Source organism: Micromonospora jinlongensis, from assembly GCF_013410645.1.
Lineage (GTDB): Bacteria > Actinomycetota > Actinomycetes > Mycobacteriales > Micromonosporaceae > Micromonospora > Micromonospora zamorensis.
Map to the genome: position 1 here is coordinate 3597918 of NZ_JACCHK010000001.1, position 17148 is coordinate 3615065.

A 17148-nucleotide genomic window follows, 5' to 3' on the forward strand; every position below is an offset into this window, starting at 1 on the left:
CCTCTCAGACCCGGCGACGCTTCGGCGGACGGCACCCGTTGTGCGGCTGCGGGGTGACGTCGGCGATCTGCCCGACCTCGAGGCCCACGGCCTGCAGCGAACGGATGGCGGTTTCCCGGCCGGAGCCGGGGCCCTTGACGAACACGTCGACCTTGCGCATGCCGTGCTCCATGGCGCGACGCGCGGCAGCCTCGGCGGCCAGCTGCGCGGCGAACGGAGTCGACTTGCGGGAGCCCTTGAAGCCCACCTGGCCAGCGGAGGCCCAGGAGATGACCGCACCGGTCGGGTCCGTGATGGACACGATGGTGTTGTTGAACGTGCTCTTGATGTGCGCCTGCCCGTGGGCGACGTTCTTGCGTTCCTTGCGCCGGACCTTCTTGACAGCGGCTCCGGCACGAGCCTTCGGTGGCATAAGTCTGTGCGCTCCTAGTTGACTTTCCGGATTGGGCCGGACGGTCTGGTCTTCCTAGACCCGACATCGACCCGAATTCCGGTCAAAATCTACTTCTTGCCGGGCTTCTTCTTGCCGGCGACGGTCCGCTTCGGGCCCTTGCGGGTCCGTGCATTGGTCTTGGTCCGCTGGCCACGCACGGGCAGACCCCGGCGGTGCCGGATGCCGGCGTAGCAGCCGATCTCAACCTTGCGGCGGATGTCAGCGGCGACCTCGCGGCGCAGGTCGCCTTCAACCTTGTAGTTGCCCTCGATGTGGTCGCGGAGCTGCACGAGCTCCTCGTCCGTGAGGTCCCGAGCGCGCTTGTCCGGCGAGATGCCGGTAGCGGCGAGTGTCTCCTGGGCGCGGGTGCGACCGAGCCCGAAGATGTAGGTGAGCGCGATTTCCATCCGCTTCTCGCGGGGGAGATCCACGCCGACTAGACGTGCCATGTGCGGGCGTACTCCTCGTGATGTGTGGCGGAGGTGTGGACCCGTCCCATCCCGCTACCGACCGTCCCGTCCTTCCGACGCGGTTAGCGCCGGCGACCGGGAACGGTCGCTGCCCGAGCGGGCCCCGGCCTCCGACCGGGGGTCAGCCACGCAGGAGTACGTCTCGCGTACCGCTCGTGGCTGGGACGAGCATGTGTGATGTGTGTGTCGCTGAGGATCCGCCTGGACCAACGCCACCCGGCCGGTGTTACGGCCGGACGGGCTGAGTCAGCCCTGGCGCTGCTTGTGGCGCGGGTCGCTGCAGATGACCATGACCCGGCCGTGCCGGCGGATAACCCGGCACTTCTGGCAGATCCTCTTGACGCTCGGCTTGACCTTCACGGTTGCCTTACTTCCCATCTGGCCCGGGGACGCGCGTTGCACGACACCAGACGTCGAAGACGGACACGGGACTTCCCGGCCGTCGTCAGGACTACTTGTAGCGGTAGACGATGCGCCCGCGGGTCAGGTCGTACGGCGAAAGTTCGACGACGACCCGGTCCTCCGGAAGGATGCGGATGTAGTGCTGCCGCATCTTGCCGCTGATGTGAGCCAACACCTTGTGGCCGTTCGCGAGCTCCACCCGGAACATGGCGTTCGGCAGGGGCTCGATGACCCGACCCTCGATCTCAATGGCTCCGTCTTTTTTCGGCATGTCCTCCGCTGTCCTGACGTCGATTGCTCCGGGCGGCCCACAACGTCTTACACGGAAATCTGATCAGAATCAGAAGACCGCGCCAGCCGCGGCTCCAGGTCCCACCGAAGCGCAGGGTGGGCATGCCGGAGTGGACGCTGTGCGCCGATCTGAAAGTGTACGCCGGCCTGCACTCGCACGCCAAACCGGCCACCCACCCACCCCTGCCCCCACCCCCAGGCCCCATCCCCCAGCCCCGTTGATCATGAAGTTAGCGTCACGACACGCCGGGAACGGCGGCTATAACTTCATGATCGACGGGAGGGGTGTCGGCCCTGGGCGGGTTGGGGTTGGGGTGGGGTCAGGTTGTTGGTGGGGGGTTTTCTGGGTTGGTGGCGCGTGGTTTGCGCTTTGCCCGTTTGCGCTGTCGCTTGACCGCTTGGCGCCTTGGCTCTCCCCCGGCCAGCCCGGTGATCGTCTGAACCGCCAGCACCGCGCCCCACGGCCCCGCCACCCAGGCTGGCCAGAAGTAGAGCAGGTCCTGGCTGAGCAGTGACGTCACCGCCCAGATGGTCACCACGATGGAGATCACCTTCAGGTACGGCAGCCACACCTCGGCCAGCCAGCGGGCCGTGACGCCGCGCGCCACCGGGGCAGGCTGGTCACCGACACTCGGCGGGGCGGCCGGGGTGAGCGGCGACAGCCCCGAACGCTCCACGGGCGTCACCGGCGGCAGATCGGTCAGCAGCCCGTCCAACTCGGCGTACGTGCGCGCGGCGTAGGCCCGCTGCAACCGCTCGTCGTACTCGTGCAGATCCAGCCGACCCTCGTTGAGGGCGACCCGCAACCGGTCGGCCACCGCCGTACGGTCCGAGTCCGAGGCCCGCATCCCGTCGCGCCCGTCCATGCCGGCAAGCATGCCACCGTCACGCCAGTCATGCCCCACCCCAGGGCTCGGTCGATCATGAAGTTATCGCCACCGACGCCGGCGTGTCGTGACCACAACTTCATGATCAACGGTCGGCGCCGGGGGTGGACGCCCTGGGGGTGGGGGTTTCAGGGGGTTTTGGAGGCGGCGGGTTGGCGGGCGGTCACCAGGTCGCCCAGGCGGGCCCGGCCGCCGTCGAACGCGGTCAGCACCCAGACCCCGTCCGGCAGCAGAGCCATCGAATGCTCGACGTGCGCCGCCACCGAGCCATCGCGGGTCACCACCGTCCACCCGTCGGACAACTCGACAGTACGCGGGGACGCCATCGTGATCATCGGCTCGATGGCCAGCGCCATGCCGGGGACCAGGCGTGGGCCCTTGCCCGGCCGACCGTGGTTGAGCACGTGCGGGTCCTGGTGCATCTCAGTGCCGATGCCGTGCCCGCCGTAGCCGTCGACGATGCCGTACCGGCCGCCCTTGCGGACGGCGGTCTCCACCGCGTGCGAGATGTCGGTGAGTCGGCCCTTGCCGCTGGCCGCACCACGGGCGGCGGCGGCGATGCCGGCCCACATCGCGTCCTCGGCGACCGCAGCCATCTTCAGCAGAGCCGGGTCGACCTCGCCGACCCCGACGGTGATCGCCGAGTCGCCGTGCCACCCGTCCAGGACCGCACCGCAGTCGATCGAGATCAGGTCACCGGCCTGGAGCACCTGCTTCGGCGACGGGATGGCATGCACGATCTGCTCGTTGACCGAAGAGCAGATCGACGCCGGGAAACCGTGATAGCCCTTGAATGACGGAACGCCACCCGCCTCGCGGATGGTCGACTCGGCGATGGCATCCAGATCGGCGGTGCTCACCCCGGGGGCGACAGCCTCCCGCATCCGGCGAAGCGCCTCGGCGACCACCAGCCCGGCGGCCCGCATCTTCTCGATCTGGTCAGGGGTCTTCAGCTGGATGTCCAGCTGGGGACGACGCATGGAGCGATTACCTTTCGTTGCCGAACAGCGGGGCACATAACGCGTACCCCGCTGTTCGCACTCTATCCGCCGTGGCCCGGCCGGACCTCAGCCGCCGTACGACCGCAGGGCGTCGATGGCCCGGGTCGTCACGTCCTCCACCGGGCCGGTGGCGTCGATCCCGACCAGCTTGCCCTGAGCGCCGTAGTAGTCGACCAGGGGTGCGGTCTTCTCGCTGTATTCGCGGAGCCGGGTCGCGATCGTCTCCGGCTTGTCGTCGTCGCGCTGGAACAGCTCGGCGCCGCACCGGTCACAGATGCCAGGCCGGGTCGTGGCGTCGAACTCGACGTGCCAGATCTTGCCGCAACCCCGGCAGGTACGCCGCCCGGAAAGCCGCCGGATCACCTCGTCGTCGTCGACCACCAGCTCCAGGACCAGATCGAGCGCGGTGCCCAGGTCAGCGAGGAGCTTGTCCAGAGCGGCCGCCTGCGGAGTGGTCCGCGGGAAACCGTCGAGAAGGAAACCCTCGCTGGCGTCGGGCTCGGCCAGCCGGTCCCGGACCATGTTGATGGTGACCTCGTCCGGAACCAGCTCGCCCGCGTCCATGTAGCGCTTCGCCTCGACCCCGAGCGGCGTGCCCTGGGTGACGTTCGACCGGAAGATGTCTCCGGTCGAGATCTTCGGCACCGAGAGGTGCGCGGCGATGAACTCGGCCTGTGTGCCCTTGCCCGCCCCCGGCGGGCCAACCAGAACGAGTCTCATCTACCGCAGGAACCCTTCGTAGTTCCGCTGCATGAGTTGGCTCTCGATCTGCTTCACGGTCTCCAGACCGACGCCGACCATGATGAGCACAGCGGTGCCGCCGAACGGGAAGTTCTGGTACTGCTGGTTGTCCAGCCAGATGAAGAAGAAGTTCGGCAGGATCGAGATGACGCCCAGGTAGAGCGCGCCCGGCAGGGTGATCCGGCTGAGGATGAAGTCCAGGTAGTCGGCGGTCGGCTTGCCCGGGCGGATGCCCGGCACGAACCCGCCGTACTTCTTCATGTTGTCAGCGACCTCGGTCGGGTTGAACGTGATCGAGACGTAGAAGTACGTGAAGAAGATGATCAGCAGGAAGTAGACCGCGATGTAGATCGGGCTGCTCGGGTTGACCAGGTTGTTCTGGATCCACGCCTGGGTCTTGCCCGGGTCGGTCTGGTCGAAGAACTGCAGGGCCAGCTGCGGCAGGTAGAGCAGCGACGAGCCGAAGATGACCGGGATGACACCCGCCTGGTTGACCTTCAACGGGATGTAGGTCGAGGTGCCGCCGTACATCCGGCGGCCGATCATCCGCTTGGCGTACTGCACCGGGATGCGGCGCTGCGCCTGCTCGATGAAGGTGACCGCGGTGATGACCACCAGGACCAGCGCGATGACCAGGGCGAACATGTCCCAGCCCTTGCTGGTCTTGATCTGCCAGCCCTCGCTGGGCAGCCGCGCCGCGATCGAGGTGAAGATCAGGACGGACATGCCGTTGCCGACGCCGCGGTCGGTGATCAGCTCACCGAGCCACATGACCATGCCGGTGCCGGCGGTCATCGTCATCACCAGGATGGTCAGGGTCAGCCAGTCCGGGATGCCGGTGCCGGTGGGGATGATCGGGAACTGGTCGCAGCGGTTCTGGAACAGCTGCCCGGAGCGGGCCAGAGCCACGAACGCCGAGGCCTGGAGCACACCGAGGCCCAGGGTGAGGTAACGCGTGTACTGCGTGATCTTCGCCTGACCGGCCTGGCCCTCCTTGCGGAGCTGCTCCAGGCGCGGGATCACGACGGTCAGCAGCTGCAGGATGATCGACGCGGTGATGTAGGGCATGATGCCCAGCGCGAAGACCGAGAGCTGCAGCAGCGCTCCACCGGAGAAGAGGTTGAGCAGGTTCACCACCCCGGTGGTGTCCCCCTGGATGGTGTCGAGGCACTTCTGCACGTTGCCGTACGAGACGCCCGGGCTGGGGAGCGTCGCGCCCAGCCGGTAGACCGCAATGATGCCTACTGTGAACAGCAGCTTCTTGCGCAGGTCAGGCGTACGGAACGCACTGAGAAAGGCGGACAGCAACTTCTTCCTCCTGCGCGAGGCGGGCCGCCGGTGATCCCTGGCGGGTCGGGGTGGATCACGGGCGAGCGCCCGCAATCCATGGCTGGGATGGGACTCTAACAGCCCCACCCCGGTCCGGGCAGATGCGCCCGACTACATAAATCGATTCCGATATTACCGGGCGCTAAGGCCCCAGGCAGACCATGGCGCCCGCCAGTTGCTCACAACTGGACGGGCGCCATGGGTTGTACGCCTTACAGCTCGGTGACGGAGCCACCGGCAGCAGCGATCTTCTCCTTGGCCGACGCACTGAACGCGTGCGCAGACACCTGGAGCGCCACACCGCCGAGATCCCCGGTGCCGAGGACCTTGACCGGGTGACCCTTGCGGACCGCGCCGGACTCGACGAGCTCCAGCGGGCCGACCTGGCCACCATTCGGGAACAGCTCAGCGAGTCGGTCCAGGTTGACCACCTGGAAGACCACCTTGAACTTGTTCTTGAAGCCCTTCATCTTCGGAAGGCGCATGTGGATGGGCATCTGCCCACCCTCGAACGCCGCCGAGATGTTCTTACGGGCCTTGGAACCCTTGGTACCGCGACCAGCGGTCTTGCCCTTGGAACCCTCACCGCGACCCACACGGGTCTTCGCGGTCTTGGAACCGGGCGCCGGGCGCAGGTGGTGAACCTTGATCGTCATTACTCGACCTCCTCGACCTTCACGAGGTGGCTCACAGTGAAGATCATGCCGCGGATCTCGGGCCGGTCCTCCTTGACCACCACGTCGTTGATCCGCTTGAGACCGAGCGAACGCAGCGACTCACGCTGGTTGTGCTTGGTCCCGATACCGGACCGGAGCTGGGTGACCTTCAGACGTGCCATCAGCGCGCCACCCCCGCACGCGACGCCAGCATGGCTGCCGGCGCGACGTCCTCCACCGGCAGACCACGACGCGCCGCGACCTGCTCGGGGGACTCAAGCCCCTTCAGGGCCGCCACGGTGGCGTGCACGATGTTGATCGGGTTCGACGAGCCGAGGCTCTTCGAGAGCACGTCGTGGATCCCGGCGCACTCCAGCACGGCGCGCACCGGACCACCGGCGATGACACCCGTACCGGCCGAAGCCGGCTTGAGCAGCACGACGCCAGCGGCGTCCTCACCCGTGACCGGGTGCGGGATCGACTGGCCGATCCGCGGAACCTTGAAGAAGTGCTTCTTGGCCTCCTCGACACCCTTGGCGATGGCCGCGGGCACCTCCTTGGCCTTTCCGTAGCCCACGCCGACCGTGCCGTCGCCGTCGCCGACGATCACCAGGGCGGTGAAGCTGAAGCGACGACCACCCTTCACGACCTTGGCGACGCGGTTGATCGCGACGACCCGCTCAAGGTGCGGGGTCTTCTCGACGGGCGCGTTTCCGCGGCCGCCCTCACGGCGGTTGTCGCGGCGACCACCCTCGTTGCCACCGGACCCGCCGCCACGGCGCTGTTGACCTGGCATCAGCAGCCTTCCTTATCTCTCGTGACGGGGTTGTTAGAACTCGAGCCCGGCTTCGCGGGCGGCGTCGGCAAGCGCGGCGACTCGCCCCGCGTACCGGTTGCCACCGCGATCGAAGACGACCTTGGAGACGCCGGCGGCCTTGGCCCGCTCGGCGAGCAGCGCGCCCACCTTGCCAGCCAGGGCGCTCTTGTCGCCCTCCGTGCCACGCAGCGAGGCGTCCAGGCTCGACGCCGACGCCAGGGTGTGACCCTTGGTGTCGTCGACGACCTGGGCAACCATGTGCCGCAGCGAGCGAGTGACGACCAGGCGCGGACGCTCGGCCGTACCACTGACGTTCTTGCGGACGCGGAAGTGCCGACGCGCACGCCCGACGGCGCGCTTGGCGGCAACGCCGCGGCGGCGCTTGAGCAGCGTGGCGCTCACTTCTTACCTGCCTTTCCAGCCTTGCGGCGGATGACCTCGCCCTGGTACTTCACGCCCTTGCCCTTGTAGGGCTCCGGCGGGCGGATCTTCCGGATGTTGGCAGCGACCTCACCGACCTGCTGCTTGTCGATGCCAGCCACGTGGAACAGGGTCGGCCGCTCCACCGTGAAGGTGATGCCCGCCGGGGCGGGGACGACCACCGGGTGCGAGAACCCGAGCGCGAACTCGAGGTCCGAACCCTTGGCGGTGACCCGGTAACCGGTGCCGGCGATCTCCAGGCTCTTGCGGTAGCCCTCGGTGACCCCGACGATCATGTTGGCAACCAGCGTACGGCTCAGGCCGTGGAGTTCCTTGGCCTTGCGCTCGTCGTTCGGCCGGTTGACGCTCAGCTGCCCATCCTCGGCCCGCTCGACCGTGATCGGCTCGGCGAGGGTGTGCTCAAGCTGGCCCTTGGGGCCCTTGACCTTGACGGTCTGCCCGTCGATCGTGATGTCGACGCCGGCTGGCACCGGGATCGACTTACGTCCAATTCGCGACATTTCTACCAGTCTCCCGTTACCAGACGAAGGCGAGGACTTCCCCGCCAACACTCCGCTTGCGGGCCTGCCGGTCGGTCAGCAGCCCCTGGGACGTCGAAATGATCGCCACGCCCAGCCCACCGAGCACCCGCGGGAGCCCGTCCGACTTGGCGTACACCCGGAGACCGGGCTTGGACACGCGCTTGATGCCGGCCAGGCTCCGCTCGCGGTTCTGGCCGTACTTCAGCTCGACGACCAGTCGCTTGCCGACGGCGCCCTCCTCGGGCTCCTCGACCGACCAGGTGGCGATGTAACCCTCGGCCTTCAAGACCTCGGCGATGTTCGCCTTGATCTTGGAGTAGGGCATCTTCACCTGATCGTGGTACGCCTGGTTGGCGTTACGCAGACGCGTGAGCATGTCTGCGATCGGGTCGGTCATCGTCATGGATTTCGTCAGCCTTTCTCGCCGGGGTTCCCCGGGCATCAGCCCCGGGCCTACGGCGAAGAGCAATACCTAATCGGTGCAGGAGTTCCCGGCCGACGGCCGGGACGCGGTCGCCCTTACCAGGAAGCCTTGGACACGCCCGGCAGCTCACCGCGGTGAGCCATCTCCCGGATGCAGACCCGGCAGAGCCCGAACTTGCGGTAGACCGCCTTCGGACGCCCGCACCGCTGGCAGCGGGTGTACGCGCGAACCGAGAACTTCGGCTTCGCGGCCGCCTTGATGATCAGCGCCTTCTTGGCCATCTCAGTTCTCCTTGAACGGGAAGCCCAGGAGCTTGAGCAGCGCCCGGCCCTCGTCGTCGGTCGTGGCGGTCGTGACCACCGTGATGTCCATGCCCCGCTGGCGATCGATCCGGTCCTGGTCGATCTCGTGGAACACCGACTGCTCGGTCAGACCGAACGTGTAGTTGCCGTGCCCGTCCAGCTTGCGCCCGTCCAGGCCGCGGAAGTCGCGGATACGCGGCAGCGCGATGGAGAGCAGCCGGTCCAGGAACTCCCACATCCGGTCGCCACGAAGGGTGACCTTCGCGCCGATCGGCATGCCCTCGCGAAGCTTGAACTGCGCGATGGACTTGGTCGCCCGCCGCACCTGCGGCTTCTGGCCGGTGATCGTGGCGAGGTCGCGGACCGCGCCGTCGATCAGCTTGGCGTCGCGAGCAGCCTCGCCGACACCCATGTTGACGACGACCTTGACCAGCCGCGGCACCTGCATGGGGTTGCCGTAGCTGTGCTGCTCACGCAGCTGGGCCACGATCTCGTTGCGGTACCGCTCCTTGAGGCGCGGCAGGGTCTTTTCGGTAGCCGTGGTCATCACAGGTCCTTACCGGTGCTACGCGCGATGCGGACCTTCTGGCCGTTGTCGTCGATCCGGTAACCGACGCGGGTCGGCTTGCCGTCGGAGTCCAGGACCTGCACGTTCGAGACGTGGATCGGGGCCTCCTGAGTGACGATGCCGCCGGTCTTGGCGCCACGCTGGGTGGTGCTGATACGGGTGTGCTTCTTGACCCGGTTCACGCCCTCGACCAGGACCTTGTCCTGCCGCGGGTAGGCCGCGATGACCTTGCCCTTGGCACCCTTGTCCTTGCCGGCGATGATGACGACCGTGTCGCCCTTCTTGACCTTCACGGTCACAACACCTCCGGCGCGAGGGAGATAATCTTCATGAACCGCTTGTCCCGCAGCTCCCGGCCCACCGGGCCGAAGATGCGGGTACCACGCGGGTCCCCGCCGTCCTTGATGATGACGGCGGCGTTCTCGTCGAAGCGGATGTACGAGCCGTCCGGCCGACGCTTCTCCTTGGCGGTGCGAACGACGACCGCCTTGACGACGTCGCCCTTCTTCACACCGGCACCCGGGATCGCGTCCTTGACCGTGGCCACGATGACGTCGCCGATGCTCGCGTAGCGCCGACCCGAGCCACCGAGAACCCGGATGCACAGGATCTCCCGAGCACCCGTGTTGTCGGCGACGCGCAGTCGCGACTCCTGCTGAATCACGTCTATCTCCTATGTCTGCCGGTTCTCCGGCCGCCGTAGCGGCCGGCCGGAGCCTGGCGGAACCTACGCCCGACGCAACGCCGGGCTCGAGCCTTCGCTACTTGGCCTTTTCCAGGATCTCCACGATCCGCCAACGCTTGGTGGCGCTCAGCGGCCGGGTCTCCATGATGAGAACCCGGTCGCCGGTGCCAGCGGCGTTCTGCTCGTCGTGCACCTTCAGCTTGGCCGTACGGCGCATGATCTTCCCGTACAGCGCGTGCCGAACCCGGTCCTCGACCTCGACCACGACGGTCTTGTCCATCTTGTCGCTGATCACCAGGCCCTCACGGACCTTGCGGCGCGACCGCGCGGCGGCGGTGGCGGTCTCTTCGGTCATGATGCAGTCACCTCAGTCGGCGCGGCCGAGAGCCCCAGCTCGCGCTCACGCATGATCGTGTAGATCCGGGCGATCTCCCGACGGATGACCTGCAACCGCCGGTTGTTGTCCAGCTGCCCGGTTGCGGCCTGCACGCGGAGGTTGAACAGCTCCGCCTTGGCCTCCCGCAGCTTCGTGACCAGCTCCTCTTCGGAGAGCTCACGCAGCTCGGTCGCCTTAACGCCCGCTGCCATCAGGATTCACCCACTTCGCGCGTAACAATGCGGCACTTCATCGGGAGCTTGTGGATCGCGCGACGCATGGCCTCTCGCGCGATCTGCTCGTTGGGGAAGGACATCTCGAAGAGAACCCGCCCCGGCTTGACGTTGGCGACCCACCACTCGGGCGAACCCTTACCGGAACCCATCCGGGTCTCGGCAGGCTTCTTGGTGAGGGCCTGGTCCGGGAAGATCGTGATCCAGACCTTGCCACCACGCTTGATGTGGCGAGTCATCGCGATACGTGCCGACTCGATCTGCCGGTTCGTCACGTACGCCGGCTCGAGAGCCTGGATCCCGAACTCGCCGAAGACCACCCGGTTACCACCCTTGGACGCGCCACTGCGGTCCGGGTGGTGCGGCTTGCGGAAGCCCTTCGGGGGCTTGCGCGGCATCAGCATCTGTCAGCCCTCCTGCTGCGTTTCTGCCGGCTGAGTCGCGGCCGGAGCGGTAGCCGTTGCGGCGACAGCTGCGCTGTCGACCGGCTCGCCGCTCGGCGTCTCGGCCTGCTGCGCGATGGTGGTCGCAGCAGCCCGGCCGGCCTCGGTGCCACCAGCCGTGGTGCCGGACGAACCCGACCGGCCACGGCGCGGACGCTCGGGACGGTCGCCACGCTCACCACGACGCGGGCGGGACGGACCGGCCTCGGCCGGAGCCTCCCGGCCCGGAACGGCGTCGCCCTTGTAGATCCAGACCTTGACACCGATCCGGCCGAACGTCGTACGGGCCTCGAAGAAGCCGTACTCGATGTTGGCCCGCAGCGTGTGCAGCGGAACCCGGCCCTCACGGTAGAACTCGGTCCGGCTCATCTCGGCGCCGCCGAGGCGACCCGAGACCTGAACCCGAATGCCCTTGCAGACCGGGTTCTTCATCGCCGACTGCATGGCCTTGCGCATCGCCCGACGGAAGCTGACCCGGCTGGACAGCTGCTCGGCCACGCCCTGCGCAACCAGCTGGGCGTCCGACTCGGGGTTCTTCACCTCGATGATGTTCAGCTGAACCTGCTTGCCGGTGAGCTTCTCCAGCTCGCCGCGGATCCGGTCGGCCTCCGCACCCTTACGGCCGATGACAATGCCCGGCCGGGCGGTGTGGATGTCGACGCGGACCCGGTCGCGGGTGCGCTCGATGTCGACCTTGGAAATCCCGGCACGCTCGAGGCCCTTGGACATCATGCGGCGGATCTTGACATCCTCGCCGATGTAGTCCTTGTAGAGCTTGTCCGCGAACCAGCGGGACTTCCAGTCGGTCGAGATGCCGAGCCGGAACCCAGTGGGGTGAACCTTCTGACCCATTACTCGGCGTCCTCCGTCTTGCTCTGCGCTTCGGCCGGTGCGGCCTCCGTGGCCGGGGCGGCCTTCTTCGCCGCGGCCTTCCTCGGCGCTGCCGGCGCGACCGCTTCGACCGCCACAGTGATGTGGCAGGTGCGCTTGCGGATTCGGTACGCCCGACCCTGCGCCCGCGGCTGGAACCGCTTCATCGTCGGGCCCTCGTCAACGAAGGCCTCGCTGACGAGCAGCGCGTCAGGGTCCAGCCGCTCGTTGTTCTCCGCGTTGGCGATCGCGCTAGCGAGCACCTTGTACACCTGCTCGCTCGCAGCCTGCGGCGCGAACTGCAGCACCGTTAGCGCCTCCTTCGCGGGCAGGCCGCGGACGAGGTTGACCACCCGGCGCGCCTTCATCGGCGAGATGCGCACGTGCCGCGCAACCGCCCGCGCGCCCGGAAGCACCGGAGCGTCGCCCTTTCCTGGCATCGCTGTAACCCCTTGTTCCCTCTATCCGTATGCCTGGCGGCGTCAGCGCCGACGGCTCTTCCGGTCGTCCTTCTCGTGACCCTTGAACGTGCGGGTCAGCGCGAACTCGCCGAGCTTGTGCCCGACCATCGCCTCGGTCACGAACACCGGGACGTGCTTACGTCCGTCGTGCACGGCGATCGTGTGCCCCAGCATCTCGGGGATGATCGTCGAGCGCCGCGACCAGGTCTTGATCACGTTCTTGGAACCCTTGTCGTTCTGTACTTCCACCTTCTTGAGCAGGTGGTCGTCGACGAACGGGCCCTTCTTCAGGCTGCGAGGCATGTCTTATCTCCCTCAGCCGCGCTTACGCGTGGCGTAGCGGCGGCGGACGATCAGCCGGTCACTCGGCTGGCCCTTACGGCGGGTGCGGCCCTCGGGCTTACCCTGCGGGTTGACCGGGTGGCGACCACCGGAGGTCTTACCCTCACCACCACCGTGCGGGTGGTCGACCGGGTTCATGGCGACACCACGGACGGTCGGGCGCTTGCCCTTCCACCGCATCCGGCCGGCCTTGCCCCAGTTGATGTTCGACTGGTCGGCGTTGCCGATCTCGCCGACGCTCGCGCGGCAGCGCACGTCCACCCGCCGGATCTCGCCGGACGGCATACGCAGGGTCGCGTACGCGCCCTCGCGGCCGAGCAGCTGGATGCCGACGCCGGCGGAACGGGCCAGCTTGGCCCCGCCACCCGGACGCAGCTCCACGTTGTGGATCGTGGTACCGACCGGGATGTTGCGCAGCGGCAGGTTGTTGCCGGGCTTGATGTCGGCGCCCGGACCGGACTCGACGCGGTCGCCCTGCTTCATGTCCTTCGGCGCGATGATGTACCGCTTCTCGCCGTCGGCGTAGTGCAGCAGCGCGATGCGCGCCGTGCGGTTCGGGTCGTACTCGATGTGAGCGACCTTCGCCGGCACGCCGTCCTTGTCGACCCGCTTGAAGTCGATCAGACGGTACTGGCGCTTGTGACCGCCGCCGTGGTGCCGCGTGGTGATCCGGCCGTGGGCGTTACGCCCGCCCTTCTTCGGCAACGGAGCCAGCAGCGACTTCTCCGGCGTGGACCGGGTGATCTCGGCGAAGTCAGCGACGCTGGAGCCACGTCGGCCCGGCGTCGTCGGCTTGTACTTACGGATAGCCATTGTCTACACCCCTCAGCTGACCGGGCCGCCGAAGGCCTCGATGCGGTCACCGTCAGCCAGCTTCACGATCGCCCGCTTGGTCGCCTTGCGCTGACCGAAGCCGGTCTTGGTGCGCTTGCGCTTACCCTGGCGGTTGAGCGTGTTGACCGTCAGGACGCGGACGTTGAAGATCTGCTGGATAGCGATCTTGATCTCGGTCTTGTTCGCGTCCGGGTGCACCAGGAAGGTGTACCAGTTCCGGTTCAGCTCGCTGTAGCTCTTCTCCGAGACGACCGGCGCGACGATGATGTCGCGCGGGTCGGCGATGGTGCTCACTTGCCACCCTCCTCGGTGGTCTCGGCGGGCACGCCCAGGAACTCGTCCAGGGCGTCCTTGGTGAAGACCACGTCGTCGGCCACCAGCACGTCGTACGTGTTCAGCTGGCCGGACTCGATCAGGTGCACCCGCGGCTCGTTGCGCAGCGACACCCAGTTCAGTTCGTCGGTGCTGCTCAGCACGACCAGGACCCGACGGGCCTCGGTGAGCTTGGTCAGCGTGGCCAGGGCCGCCTTGGTCGACGGCTTCTCGCCCGAGACGAACGCCTCGACGACGTGCACCTGCCCGGCGCGTGCCCGGTCGGAGAGGGCACCCCGCAGAGCGGCGGCCTTCATCTTCTTCGGGGTCCGCTGGCTGTAGTCGCGCGGCACGGGACCGTGCACGACGCCACCGCCGGCGAACTGCGGCGCGCGGATCGAGCCCTGGCGGGCGCGACCGGTGCCCTTCTGCTTGTACGGCTTCTTGCCGCCACCGGCGACCTCGCCGCGGGTCTTGGCCTTGTGCGTGCCCTGTCGGGCCGCCGCGAGCTGGGCCACCACGACCTGGTGCATCAGCGCGACGTTGGCCTGCACGTCGAAGATGTCCGCCGGCAACTCGACCGAGCTGCTGGTGGTGCCTTCGACGGTGCGCACGTCAACGGTGGTCACTTGGCCGCACCACCCTTCTTCACCTTGCTCTTGGCCGCGGTCCGGACCAGAACCAGCGCGCCCTTGGGACCAGGAATGGCACCCCGGACGAGCAGCAGGTTGTTCTCGGTGTCGACCGCCTGGACGGTGAGGTTCTGCACGGTGTACCGCACGCCACCCATCCGGCCGGCCATCCGGGTGCCCTTGAAGACACGACCCGGAGTGGCGCAGGCGCCGATGGAGCCGGGCGAGCGGTGCTTGCGCTCGACACCGTGACCGGCACCCAGACCGTGGAAGCCGTGCCGCTTCATCGGGCCGGCGTAGCCCTTGCCCTTGGTCTTGCCGGTGACGTCGATGGTGACGCCGGCCGGGAACTCCTCGACCGTGACTTCCTGGCCGAGCGAGTATTCCCCAGCGTCCGTGGTGCGCAGCTCGACGATGTGCCGGCGCGGCGCCACGTCCGCCTTGGCGTAGTGGCCGCTGATCGGCTTCTTGACCTTGCGCGGGTCGATGATGCCGTACGCCAGCTGGACCGCGGAGTAACCGTCCTTCTCGGCGCTACGAACCTGGCTGATGACGCACGGGCCGGCCTCGACCACGGTCACGGGAACAACACGGTTGTTGTCCCAGACCTGGGTCATGCCGAGCTTGGCGCCCAGGATCCCCTTGACTTGCCTGTCCATTTGTCCGGTCCCTACAGCTTGATCTCGATGTCGACGCCAGCCGGCAGGTCGAGGCGCATGAGCGAGTCGACCGTCTTCGGGGTCGGGTCGATGATGTCGATCAGCCGCTTGTGCGTGCGCATCTCGAAGTGCTCGCGCGAGTCCTTGTACTTGTGCGGCGAGCGGATAACGCAGAAACGGTTGATCTCCGTGGGCAGCGGCACCGGGCCCGCGACCTGCGCCCCGGTGCGCGTCACCGTCTCGACGATCTTCCGAGCCGAGGAGTCGACGACCTCGTGGTCATAGGCCTTGAGCCGGATGCGGATCTTCTGTCCCGCCATGGTGGCTTCTGTTCCTTCTCTCGATGCCGCTGTGTTGCGGGCGCCTGTACCGGCTGGTACAGGCCCACTTCGCCGACCCCCGCGGTCGGGCGTGTCGCGCCCTCGGATCGGGCTCCGCCCCGTGGTTCCGGAGCGGTGCTGACCGCGCGGTGGGTCAAGGCGCCGATCGCATTACCGCGACCTGAACGCCGTGCGAGGGTGGTTGGCGACTGGGCCGCCAACCACCCCACGCTCGACTGCCTCGCCACCCGGAGGTTCAGCGAAAGCCGAACACAGGCGACGAACTGTCGTTACGCAACCTGACTAGTATGCCGCACGACCGGCGGCGGGTCTAATCGGGGTTACCTAGTTCACTTGATGATCTTGGTGACGAACCCGGCGCCGACGGTGCGGCCACCCTCGCGGATCGCGAACTTGAGGTTCTCCTCCATGGCGATGGGCTGGATCAGCTTCACCGACATGGTGGTGTTGTCGCCCGGCATGACCATCTCGGTGCCCTCGGGGAGGGTGACGACACCGGTGACGTCCGTGGTCCGGAAGTAGAACTGCGGGCGGTAGTTCTGGAAGAACGGGGTGTGCCGGCCGCCCTCCTCCTTGGAGAGGATGTAGACCGTCGCCTCGAACTCCGTGTGCGGGGTGTTCGAGCCCGGCTTCACGACGACCATGCCGCGCTCGACCTCGTCGCGCTTGGTACCACGCAGCAGCAGGCCGACGTTCTCGCCTGCGCGGGCGTCGTCCAGGGTCTTCCGGAACATCTCGATCGCGGTGACCTTGGTCTTGAAGCTCTTCTCCTTGATACCGACGAGCTCAACATCCTCGTTCGGCAGGAGAACGCCGCGCTCCACGCGACCGGTGACGACGGTGCCACGACCGGTGATCGTGAAGACGTCCTCAACCGGCATCAGGAACGGCATGTCGACCTCGCGCTCCGGCTGCGGGATCGAGGTGTCGACCGCGGTCATCAGGTCCAGCAGCTTGCCGGTCCACTCGGGGTCACCCTCGAGGGCCTTCAGCGCCGAAACCCGAACCACCGGCAGGTCGTCGCCCGGGTACTCCTGCGACGAGAGCAGCTCACGGACCTCGAGCTCGACGAGCTCCAGGAGCTCCTCGTCATCGACCATGTCGCTCTTGTTGAGCGCCACGACGATGTACGGCACACCAACCTGACGGGCCAGCAGCACGTGCTCGCGGGTCTGCGGCATCGGGCCGTCGGTCGCCGCGACCACCAGGATCGCGCCGTCCATCTGCGCGGCACCGGTGATCATGTTCTTGATGTAGTCGGCGTGCCCAGGGCAGTCGACGTGCGCGTAGTGCCGCGACTCGGTCTGGTACTCGACGTGCGCGATCGAGATCGTGATGCCGCGGGCCTTCTCCTCCGGCGCCTTGTCGATCTCGTCGAACGGCGTGTAGGGGTTCAGGTCCGGGTACTGGTCGTGCAGGACCTTGGTGATGGCCGCCGTCAGCGTCGTCTTACCGTGGTCGATGTGACCAATGGTGCCGATGTTGACGTGCGGCTTAGTCCGCTCGAACTTAGCCTTCGCCACTGGTGTCCTCCTGTGGACTTCTTGGTTCGTACGCCCGGCGCGCCGGTCGGCGCTTAGGACTCTGTCGACAGCCTTTCCGGCCAGAAGGCCGGGAAGCCATTGTGGGTTCTGCGGCGATGAAGCCTACAGGCCCGGTCTCACGCGATCCGATCGT

The 17148-nt window shown here is 67.3% G+C and carries 30 protein-coding genes; all 30 read right to left on the reverse strand.

Features of this window, described 5'->3' with window-relative positions:
* Nucleotides 1-4: 4 nt before the first annotated feature.
* Nucleotides 5-412: a 30S ribosomal protein S11 gene (gene rpsK / locus HNR22_RS15770; RefSeq protein ID WP_030329919.1), complete on the reverse strand. Its 408-nt coding sequence runs from the start codon at nucleotides 410-412 to the stop codon at nucleotides 5-7.
* An 89-nt stretch (nucleotides 413-501) separates the two neighbouring features.
* Nucleotides 502-882, reverse strand: coding sequence for a 30S ribosomal protein S13 (gene rpsM / locus HNR22_RS15775; RefSeq protein WP_088950226.1), 381 nt, complete (start codon nucleotides 880-882; stop codon nucleotides 502-504).
* Nucleotides 883-1149: 267 nt separating this feature from the next.
* Nucleotides 1150-1263: a 50S ribosomal protein L36 gene (rpmJ, locus tag HNR22_RS15780; protein ID WP_088952025.1), complete on the reverse strand. Its 114-nt coding sequence runs from the start codon at nucleotides 1261-1263 to the stop codon at nucleotides 1150-1152.
* Nucleotides 1264-1354: 91 nt separating this feature from the next.
* A complete protein-coding gene (gene infA, locus HNR22_RS15785; RefSeq protein ID WP_007073013.1) occupies nucleotides 1355-1576 on the reverse strand; it encodes a translation initiation factor IF-1 in 222 nt (73 codons plus the stop codon).
* 340 nt (nucleotides 1577-1916) lie between these two features.
* Nucleotides 1917-2462 carry a DUF1707 SHOCT-like domain-containing protein gene (locus HNR22_RS15790; RefSeq protein WP_179781029.1) on the reverse strand — a complete coding sequence of 182 codons (546 nt, stop codon included), beginning with the start codon at nucleotides 2460-2462 and terminating at the stop codon, nucleotides 1917-1919.
* A 149-nt stretch (nucleotides 2463-2611) separates the two neighbouring features.
* Nucleotides 2612-3463, reverse strand: coding sequence for a type I methionyl aminopeptidase (gene map / locus HNR22_RS15795; RefSeq protein ID WP_099848674.1), 852 nt, complete (start codon nucleotides 3461-3463; stop codon nucleotides 2612-2614).
* An 87-nt stretch (nucleotides 3464-3550) separates the two neighbouring features.
* Nucleotides 3551-4204 carry an adenylate kinase gene (locus HNR22_RS15800; RefSeq protein WP_088950228.1) on the reverse strand — a complete coding sequence of 218 codons (654 nt, stop codon included), beginning with the start codon at nucleotides 4202-4204 and terminating at the stop codon, nucleotides 3551-3553.
* Nucleotides 4205-5533 (reverse strand): preprotein translocase subunit SecY, encoded by a 1329-nt coding sequence (gene secY / locus HNR22_RS15805; protein WP_121653125.1) that lies wholly within the window; start codon nucleotides 5531-5533, stop codon nucleotides 4205-4207.
* 233 nt (nucleotides 5534-5766) lie between these two features.
* A complete protein-coding gene (gene rplO, locus HNR22_RS15810) occupies nucleotides 5767-6210 on the reverse strand; it encodes a 50S ribosomal protein L15 (protein ID WP_030329906.1) in 444 nt (147 codons plus the stop codon).
* Entirely contained in the window at nucleotides 6210-6392 is a 183-nt protein-coding gene (gene rpmD, locus HNR22_RS15815; RefSeq protein ID WP_007465262.1) for a 50S ribosomal protein L30, read from the reverse strand. Before rpmD ends, rplO begins: the two co-directional genes overlap by 1 nt.
* Complete coding sequence (gene rpsE, locus HNR22_RS15820; protein ID WP_007465263.1) at nucleotides 6392-7006, reverse strand: 30S ribosomal protein S5; 615 nt, start codon at nucleotides 7004-7006, stop codon at nucleotides 6392-6394. The genes rpmD and rpsE overlap by 1 nt, the downstream gene beginning before the upstream one ends.
* 33 nt (nucleotides 7007-7039) lie before the next feature.
* Nucleotides 7040-7429 (reverse strand): 50S ribosomal protein L18, encoded by a 390-nt coding sequence (gene rplR, locus HNR22_RS15825; protein ID WP_088950232.1) that lies wholly within the window; start codon nucleotides 7427-7429, stop codon nucleotides 7040-7042.
* The gene (gene rplF, locus HNR22_RS15830) at nucleotides 7426-7968 is read right to left on the reverse strand and encodes a 50S ribosomal protein L6 (RefSeq protein WP_088950233.1); all 543 of its coding nucleotides are present in this window, start codon (nucleotides 7966-7968) and stop codon (nucleotides 7426-7428) included. Before rplF ends, rplR begins: the two co-directional genes overlap by 4 nt.
* 16 nt (nucleotides 7969-7984) lie before the next feature.
* Nucleotides 7985-8392: a 30S ribosomal protein S8 gene (gene rpsH / locus HNR22_RS15835; RefSeq protein WP_007465270.1), complete on the reverse strand. Its 408-nt coding sequence runs from the start codon at nucleotides 8390-8392 to the stop codon at nucleotides 7985-7987.
* A gap of 116 nt (nucleotides 8393-8508) precedes the next feature.
* Entirely contained in the window at nucleotides 8509-8694 is a 186-nt protein-coding gene (locus tag HNR22_RS15840) for a type Z 30S ribosomal protein S14 (RefSeq protein ID WP_007465272.1), read from the reverse strand.
* Nucleotide 8695: 1 nt separating this feature from the next.
* On the reverse strand, nucleotides 8696-9262 hold the full coding sequence (rplE, locus tag HNR22_RS15845) for a 50S ribosomal protein L5 (protein WP_088950235.1): 567 nt from the start codon (nucleotides 9260-9262) through the stop codon (nucleotides 8696-8698).
* Nucleotides 9262-9582: a 50S ribosomal protein L24 gene (rplX, locus tag HNR22_RS15850; protein ID WP_179781030.1), complete on the reverse strand. Its 321-nt coding sequence runs from the start codon at nucleotides 9580-9582 to the stop codon at nucleotides 9262-9264. The genes rplE and rplX overlap by 1 nt, the downstream gene beginning before the upstream one ends.
* A complete protein-coding gene (gene rplN, locus HNR22_RS15855; RefSeq protein WP_007073026.1) occupies nucleotides 9579-9947 on the reverse strand; it encodes a 50S ribosomal protein L14 in 369 nt (122 codons plus the stop codon). Before rplN ends, rplX begins: the two co-directional genes overlap by 4 nt.
* A 97-nt stretch (nucleotides 9948-10044) precedes the next feature.
* Nucleotides 10045-10323 (reverse strand): 30S ribosomal protein S17, encoded by a 279-nt coding sequence (gene rpsQ, locus HNR22_RS15860; protein ID WP_030489590.1) that lies wholly within the window; start codon nucleotides 10321-10323, stop codon nucleotides 10045-10047.
* Nucleotides 10320-10556 (reverse strand): 50S ribosomal protein L29, encoded by a 237-nt coding sequence (gene rpmC, locus HNR22_RS15865; RefSeq protein ID WP_007465283.1) that lies wholly within the window; start codon nucleotides 10554-10556, stop codon nucleotides 10320-10322. Before rpmC ends, rpsQ begins: the two co-directional genes overlap by 4 nt.
* Nucleotides 10556-10981, reverse strand: a complete 426-nt coding sequence (rplP, locus tag HNR22_RS15870; protein ID WP_007465292.1) for a 50S ribosomal protein L16 — start codon at nucleotides 10979-10981, stop codon at nucleotides 10556-10558. The genes rpmC and rplP overlap by 1 nt, the downstream gene beginning before the upstream one ends.
* 3 nt (nucleotides 10982-10984) lie before the next feature.
* Nucleotides 10985-11872, reverse strand: a complete 888-nt coding sequence (gene rpsC / locus HNR22_RS15875; protein WP_088950236.1) for a 30S ribosomal protein S3 — start codon at nucleotides 11870-11872, stop codon at nucleotides 10985-10987.
* Complete coding sequence (gene rplV / locus HNR22_RS15880) at nucleotides 11872-12330, reverse strand: 50S ribosomal protein L22 (protein WP_007465297.1); 459 nt, start codon at nucleotides 12328-12330, stop codon at nucleotides 11872-11874. The genes rpsC and rplV overlap by 1 nt, the downstream gene beginning before the upstream one ends.
* A 42-nt stretch (nucleotides 12331-12372) precedes the next feature.
* Nucleotides 12373-12654, reverse strand: a complete 282-nt coding sequence (gene rpsS / locus HNR22_RS15885) for a 30S ribosomal protein S19 (RefSeq protein ID WP_007465299.1) — start codon at nucleotides 12652-12654, stop codon at nucleotides 12373-12375.
* A gap of 12 nt (nucleotides 12655-12666) precedes the next feature.
* Entirely contained in the window at nucleotides 12667-13506 is an 840-nt protein-coding gene (rplB, locus tag HNR22_RS15890; protein WP_088950237.1) for a 50S ribosomal protein L2, read from the reverse strand.
* A gap of 12 nt (nucleotides 13507-13518) precedes the next feature.
* Entirely contained in the window at nucleotides 13519-13821 is a 303-nt protein-coding gene (gene rplW / locus HNR22_RS15895) for a 50S ribosomal protein L23 (protein WP_007465304.1), read from the reverse strand.
* The gene (gene rplD, locus HNR22_RS15900) at nucleotides 13818-14468 is read right to left on the reverse strand and encodes a 50S ribosomal protein L4 (RefSeq protein ID WP_007465305.1); all 651 of its coding nucleotides are present in this window, start codon (nucleotides 14466-14468) and stop codon (nucleotides 13818-13820) included. Before rplD ends, rplW begins: the two co-directional genes overlap by 4 nt.
* Nucleotides 14465-15130: a 50S ribosomal protein L3 gene (gene rplC / locus HNR22_RS15905; RefSeq protein ID WP_099848680.1), complete on the reverse strand. Its 666-nt coding sequence runs from the start codon at nucleotides 15128-15130 to the stop codon at nucleotides 14465-14467. Before rplC ends, rplD begins: the two co-directional genes overlap by 4 nt.
* 11 nt (nucleotides 15131-15141) lie before the next feature.
* Entirely contained in the window at nucleotides 15142-15450 is a 309-nt protein-coding gene (rpsJ, locus tag HNR22_RS15910; RefSeq protein ID WP_007073037.1) for a 30S ribosomal protein S10, read from the reverse strand.
* 350 nt (nucleotides 15451-15800) lie between these two features.
* Nucleotides 15801-16994 (reverse strand): elongation factor Tu, encoded by a 1194-nt coding sequence (tuf, locus tag HNR22_RS15915; RefSeq protein ID WP_088950239.1) that lies wholly within the window; start codon nucleotides 16992-16994, stop codon nucleotides 15801-15803.
* Nucleotides 16995-17148 lie beyond the last annotated feature (154 nt).

Excerpts from the sequence above, each read along its gene's own strand:
- rplV (WP_007465297.1), bottom strand. The coding sequence starts at position 12,330 with ATGCCAGGAAAGGGCGACGCTCCGGTGCTTCCGGGCGCGCGGGCGGTT.
- rplP (WP_007465292.1), bottom strand. The coding sequence starts at position 10,981 with ATGCTGATGCCGCGCAAGCCCCCGAAGGGCTTCCGCAAGCCGCACCAC.
- rpsS (WP_007465299.1), bottom strand. The coding sequence starts at position 12,654 with ATGCCTCGCAGCCTGAAGAAGGGCCCGTTCGTCGACGACCACCTGCTC.
- map (WP_099848674.1), bottom strand. The coding sequence starts at position 3,463 with ATGCGTCGTCCCCAGCTGGACATCCAGCTGAAGACCCCTGACCAGATC.
- rpsQ (WP_030489590.1), bottom strand. The coding sequence starts at position 10,323 with ATGACCGAAGAGACCGCCACCGCCGCCGCGCGGTCGCGCCGCAAGGTC.
- HNR22_RS15790 (WP_179781029.1), bottom strand. The coding sequence starts at position 2,462 with ATGGACGGGCGCGACGGGATGCGGGCCTCGGACTCGGACCGTACGGCG.
- rplB (WP_088950237.1), bottom strand. The coding sequence starts at position 13,506 with ATGGCTATCCGTAAGTACAAGCCGACGACGCCGGGCCGACGTGGCTCC.
- rpmC (WP_007465283.1), bottom strand. The coding sequence starts at position 10,556 with ATGGCAGCGGGCGTTAAGGCGACCGAGCTGCGTGAGCTCTCCGAAGAG.
- rplE (WP_088950235.1), bottom strand. The coding sequence starts at position 9,262 with ATGACCACGGCTACCGAAAAGACCCTGCCGCGCCTCAAGGAGCGGTAC.
- rpsJ (WP_007073037.1), bottom strand. The coding sequence starts at position 15,450 with ATGGCGGGACAGAAGATCCGCATCCGGCTCAAGGCCTATGACCACGAG.
- HNR22_RS15800 (WP_088950228.1), bottom strand. The coding sequence starts at position 4,204 with ATGAGACTCGTTCTGGTTGGCCCGCCGGGGGCGGGCAAGGGCACACAG.
- rplC (WP_099848680.1), bottom strand. The coding sequence starts at position 15,130 with ATGGACAGGCAAGTCAAGGGGATCCTGGGCGCCAAGCTCGGCATGACC.
- HNR22_RS15840 (WP_007465272.1), bottom strand. The coding sequence starts at position 8,694 with ATGGCCAAGAAGGCGCTGATCATCAAGGCGGCCGCGAAGCCGAAGTTC.
- rpsE (WP_007465263.1), bottom strand. The coding sequence starts at position 7,006 with ATGCCAGGTCAACAGCGCCGTGGCGGCGGGTCCGGTGGCAACGAGGGT.
- rpsH (WP_007465270.1), bottom strand. The coding sequence starts at position 8,392 with ATGACGATGACCGACCCGATCGCAGACATGCTCACGCGTCTGCGTAAC.
- rplF (WP_088950233.1), bottom strand. The coding sequence starts at position 7,968 with ATGTCGCGAATTGGACGTAAGTCGATCCCGGTGCCAGCCGGCGTCGAC.
- infA (WP_007073013.1), bottom strand. The coding sequence starts at position 1,576 with ATGCCGAAAAAAGACGGAGCCATTGAGATCGAGGGTCGGGTCATCGAG.
- rpmD (WP_007465262.1), bottom strand. The coding sequence starts at position 6,392 with ATGGCACGTCTGAAGGTCACCCAGCTCCGGTCCGGTATCGGGACCAAG.
- rplO (WP_030329906.1), bottom strand. The coding sequence starts at position 6,210 with ATGACGATCAAGGTTCACCACCTGCGCCCGGCGCCCGGTTCCAAGACC.
- rpsM (WP_088950226.1), bottom strand. The coding sequence starts at position 882 with ATGGCACGTCTAGTCGGCGTGGATCTCCCCCGCGAGAAGCGGATGGAA.
- rpsC (WP_088950236.1), bottom strand. The coding sequence starts at position 11,872 with ATGGGTCAGAAGGTTCACCCCACTGGGTTCCGGCTCGGCATCTCGACC.
- rpsK (WP_030329919.1), bottom strand. The coding sequence starts at position 412 with ATGCCACCGAAGGCTCGTGCCGGAGCCGCTGTCAAGAAGGTCCGGCGC.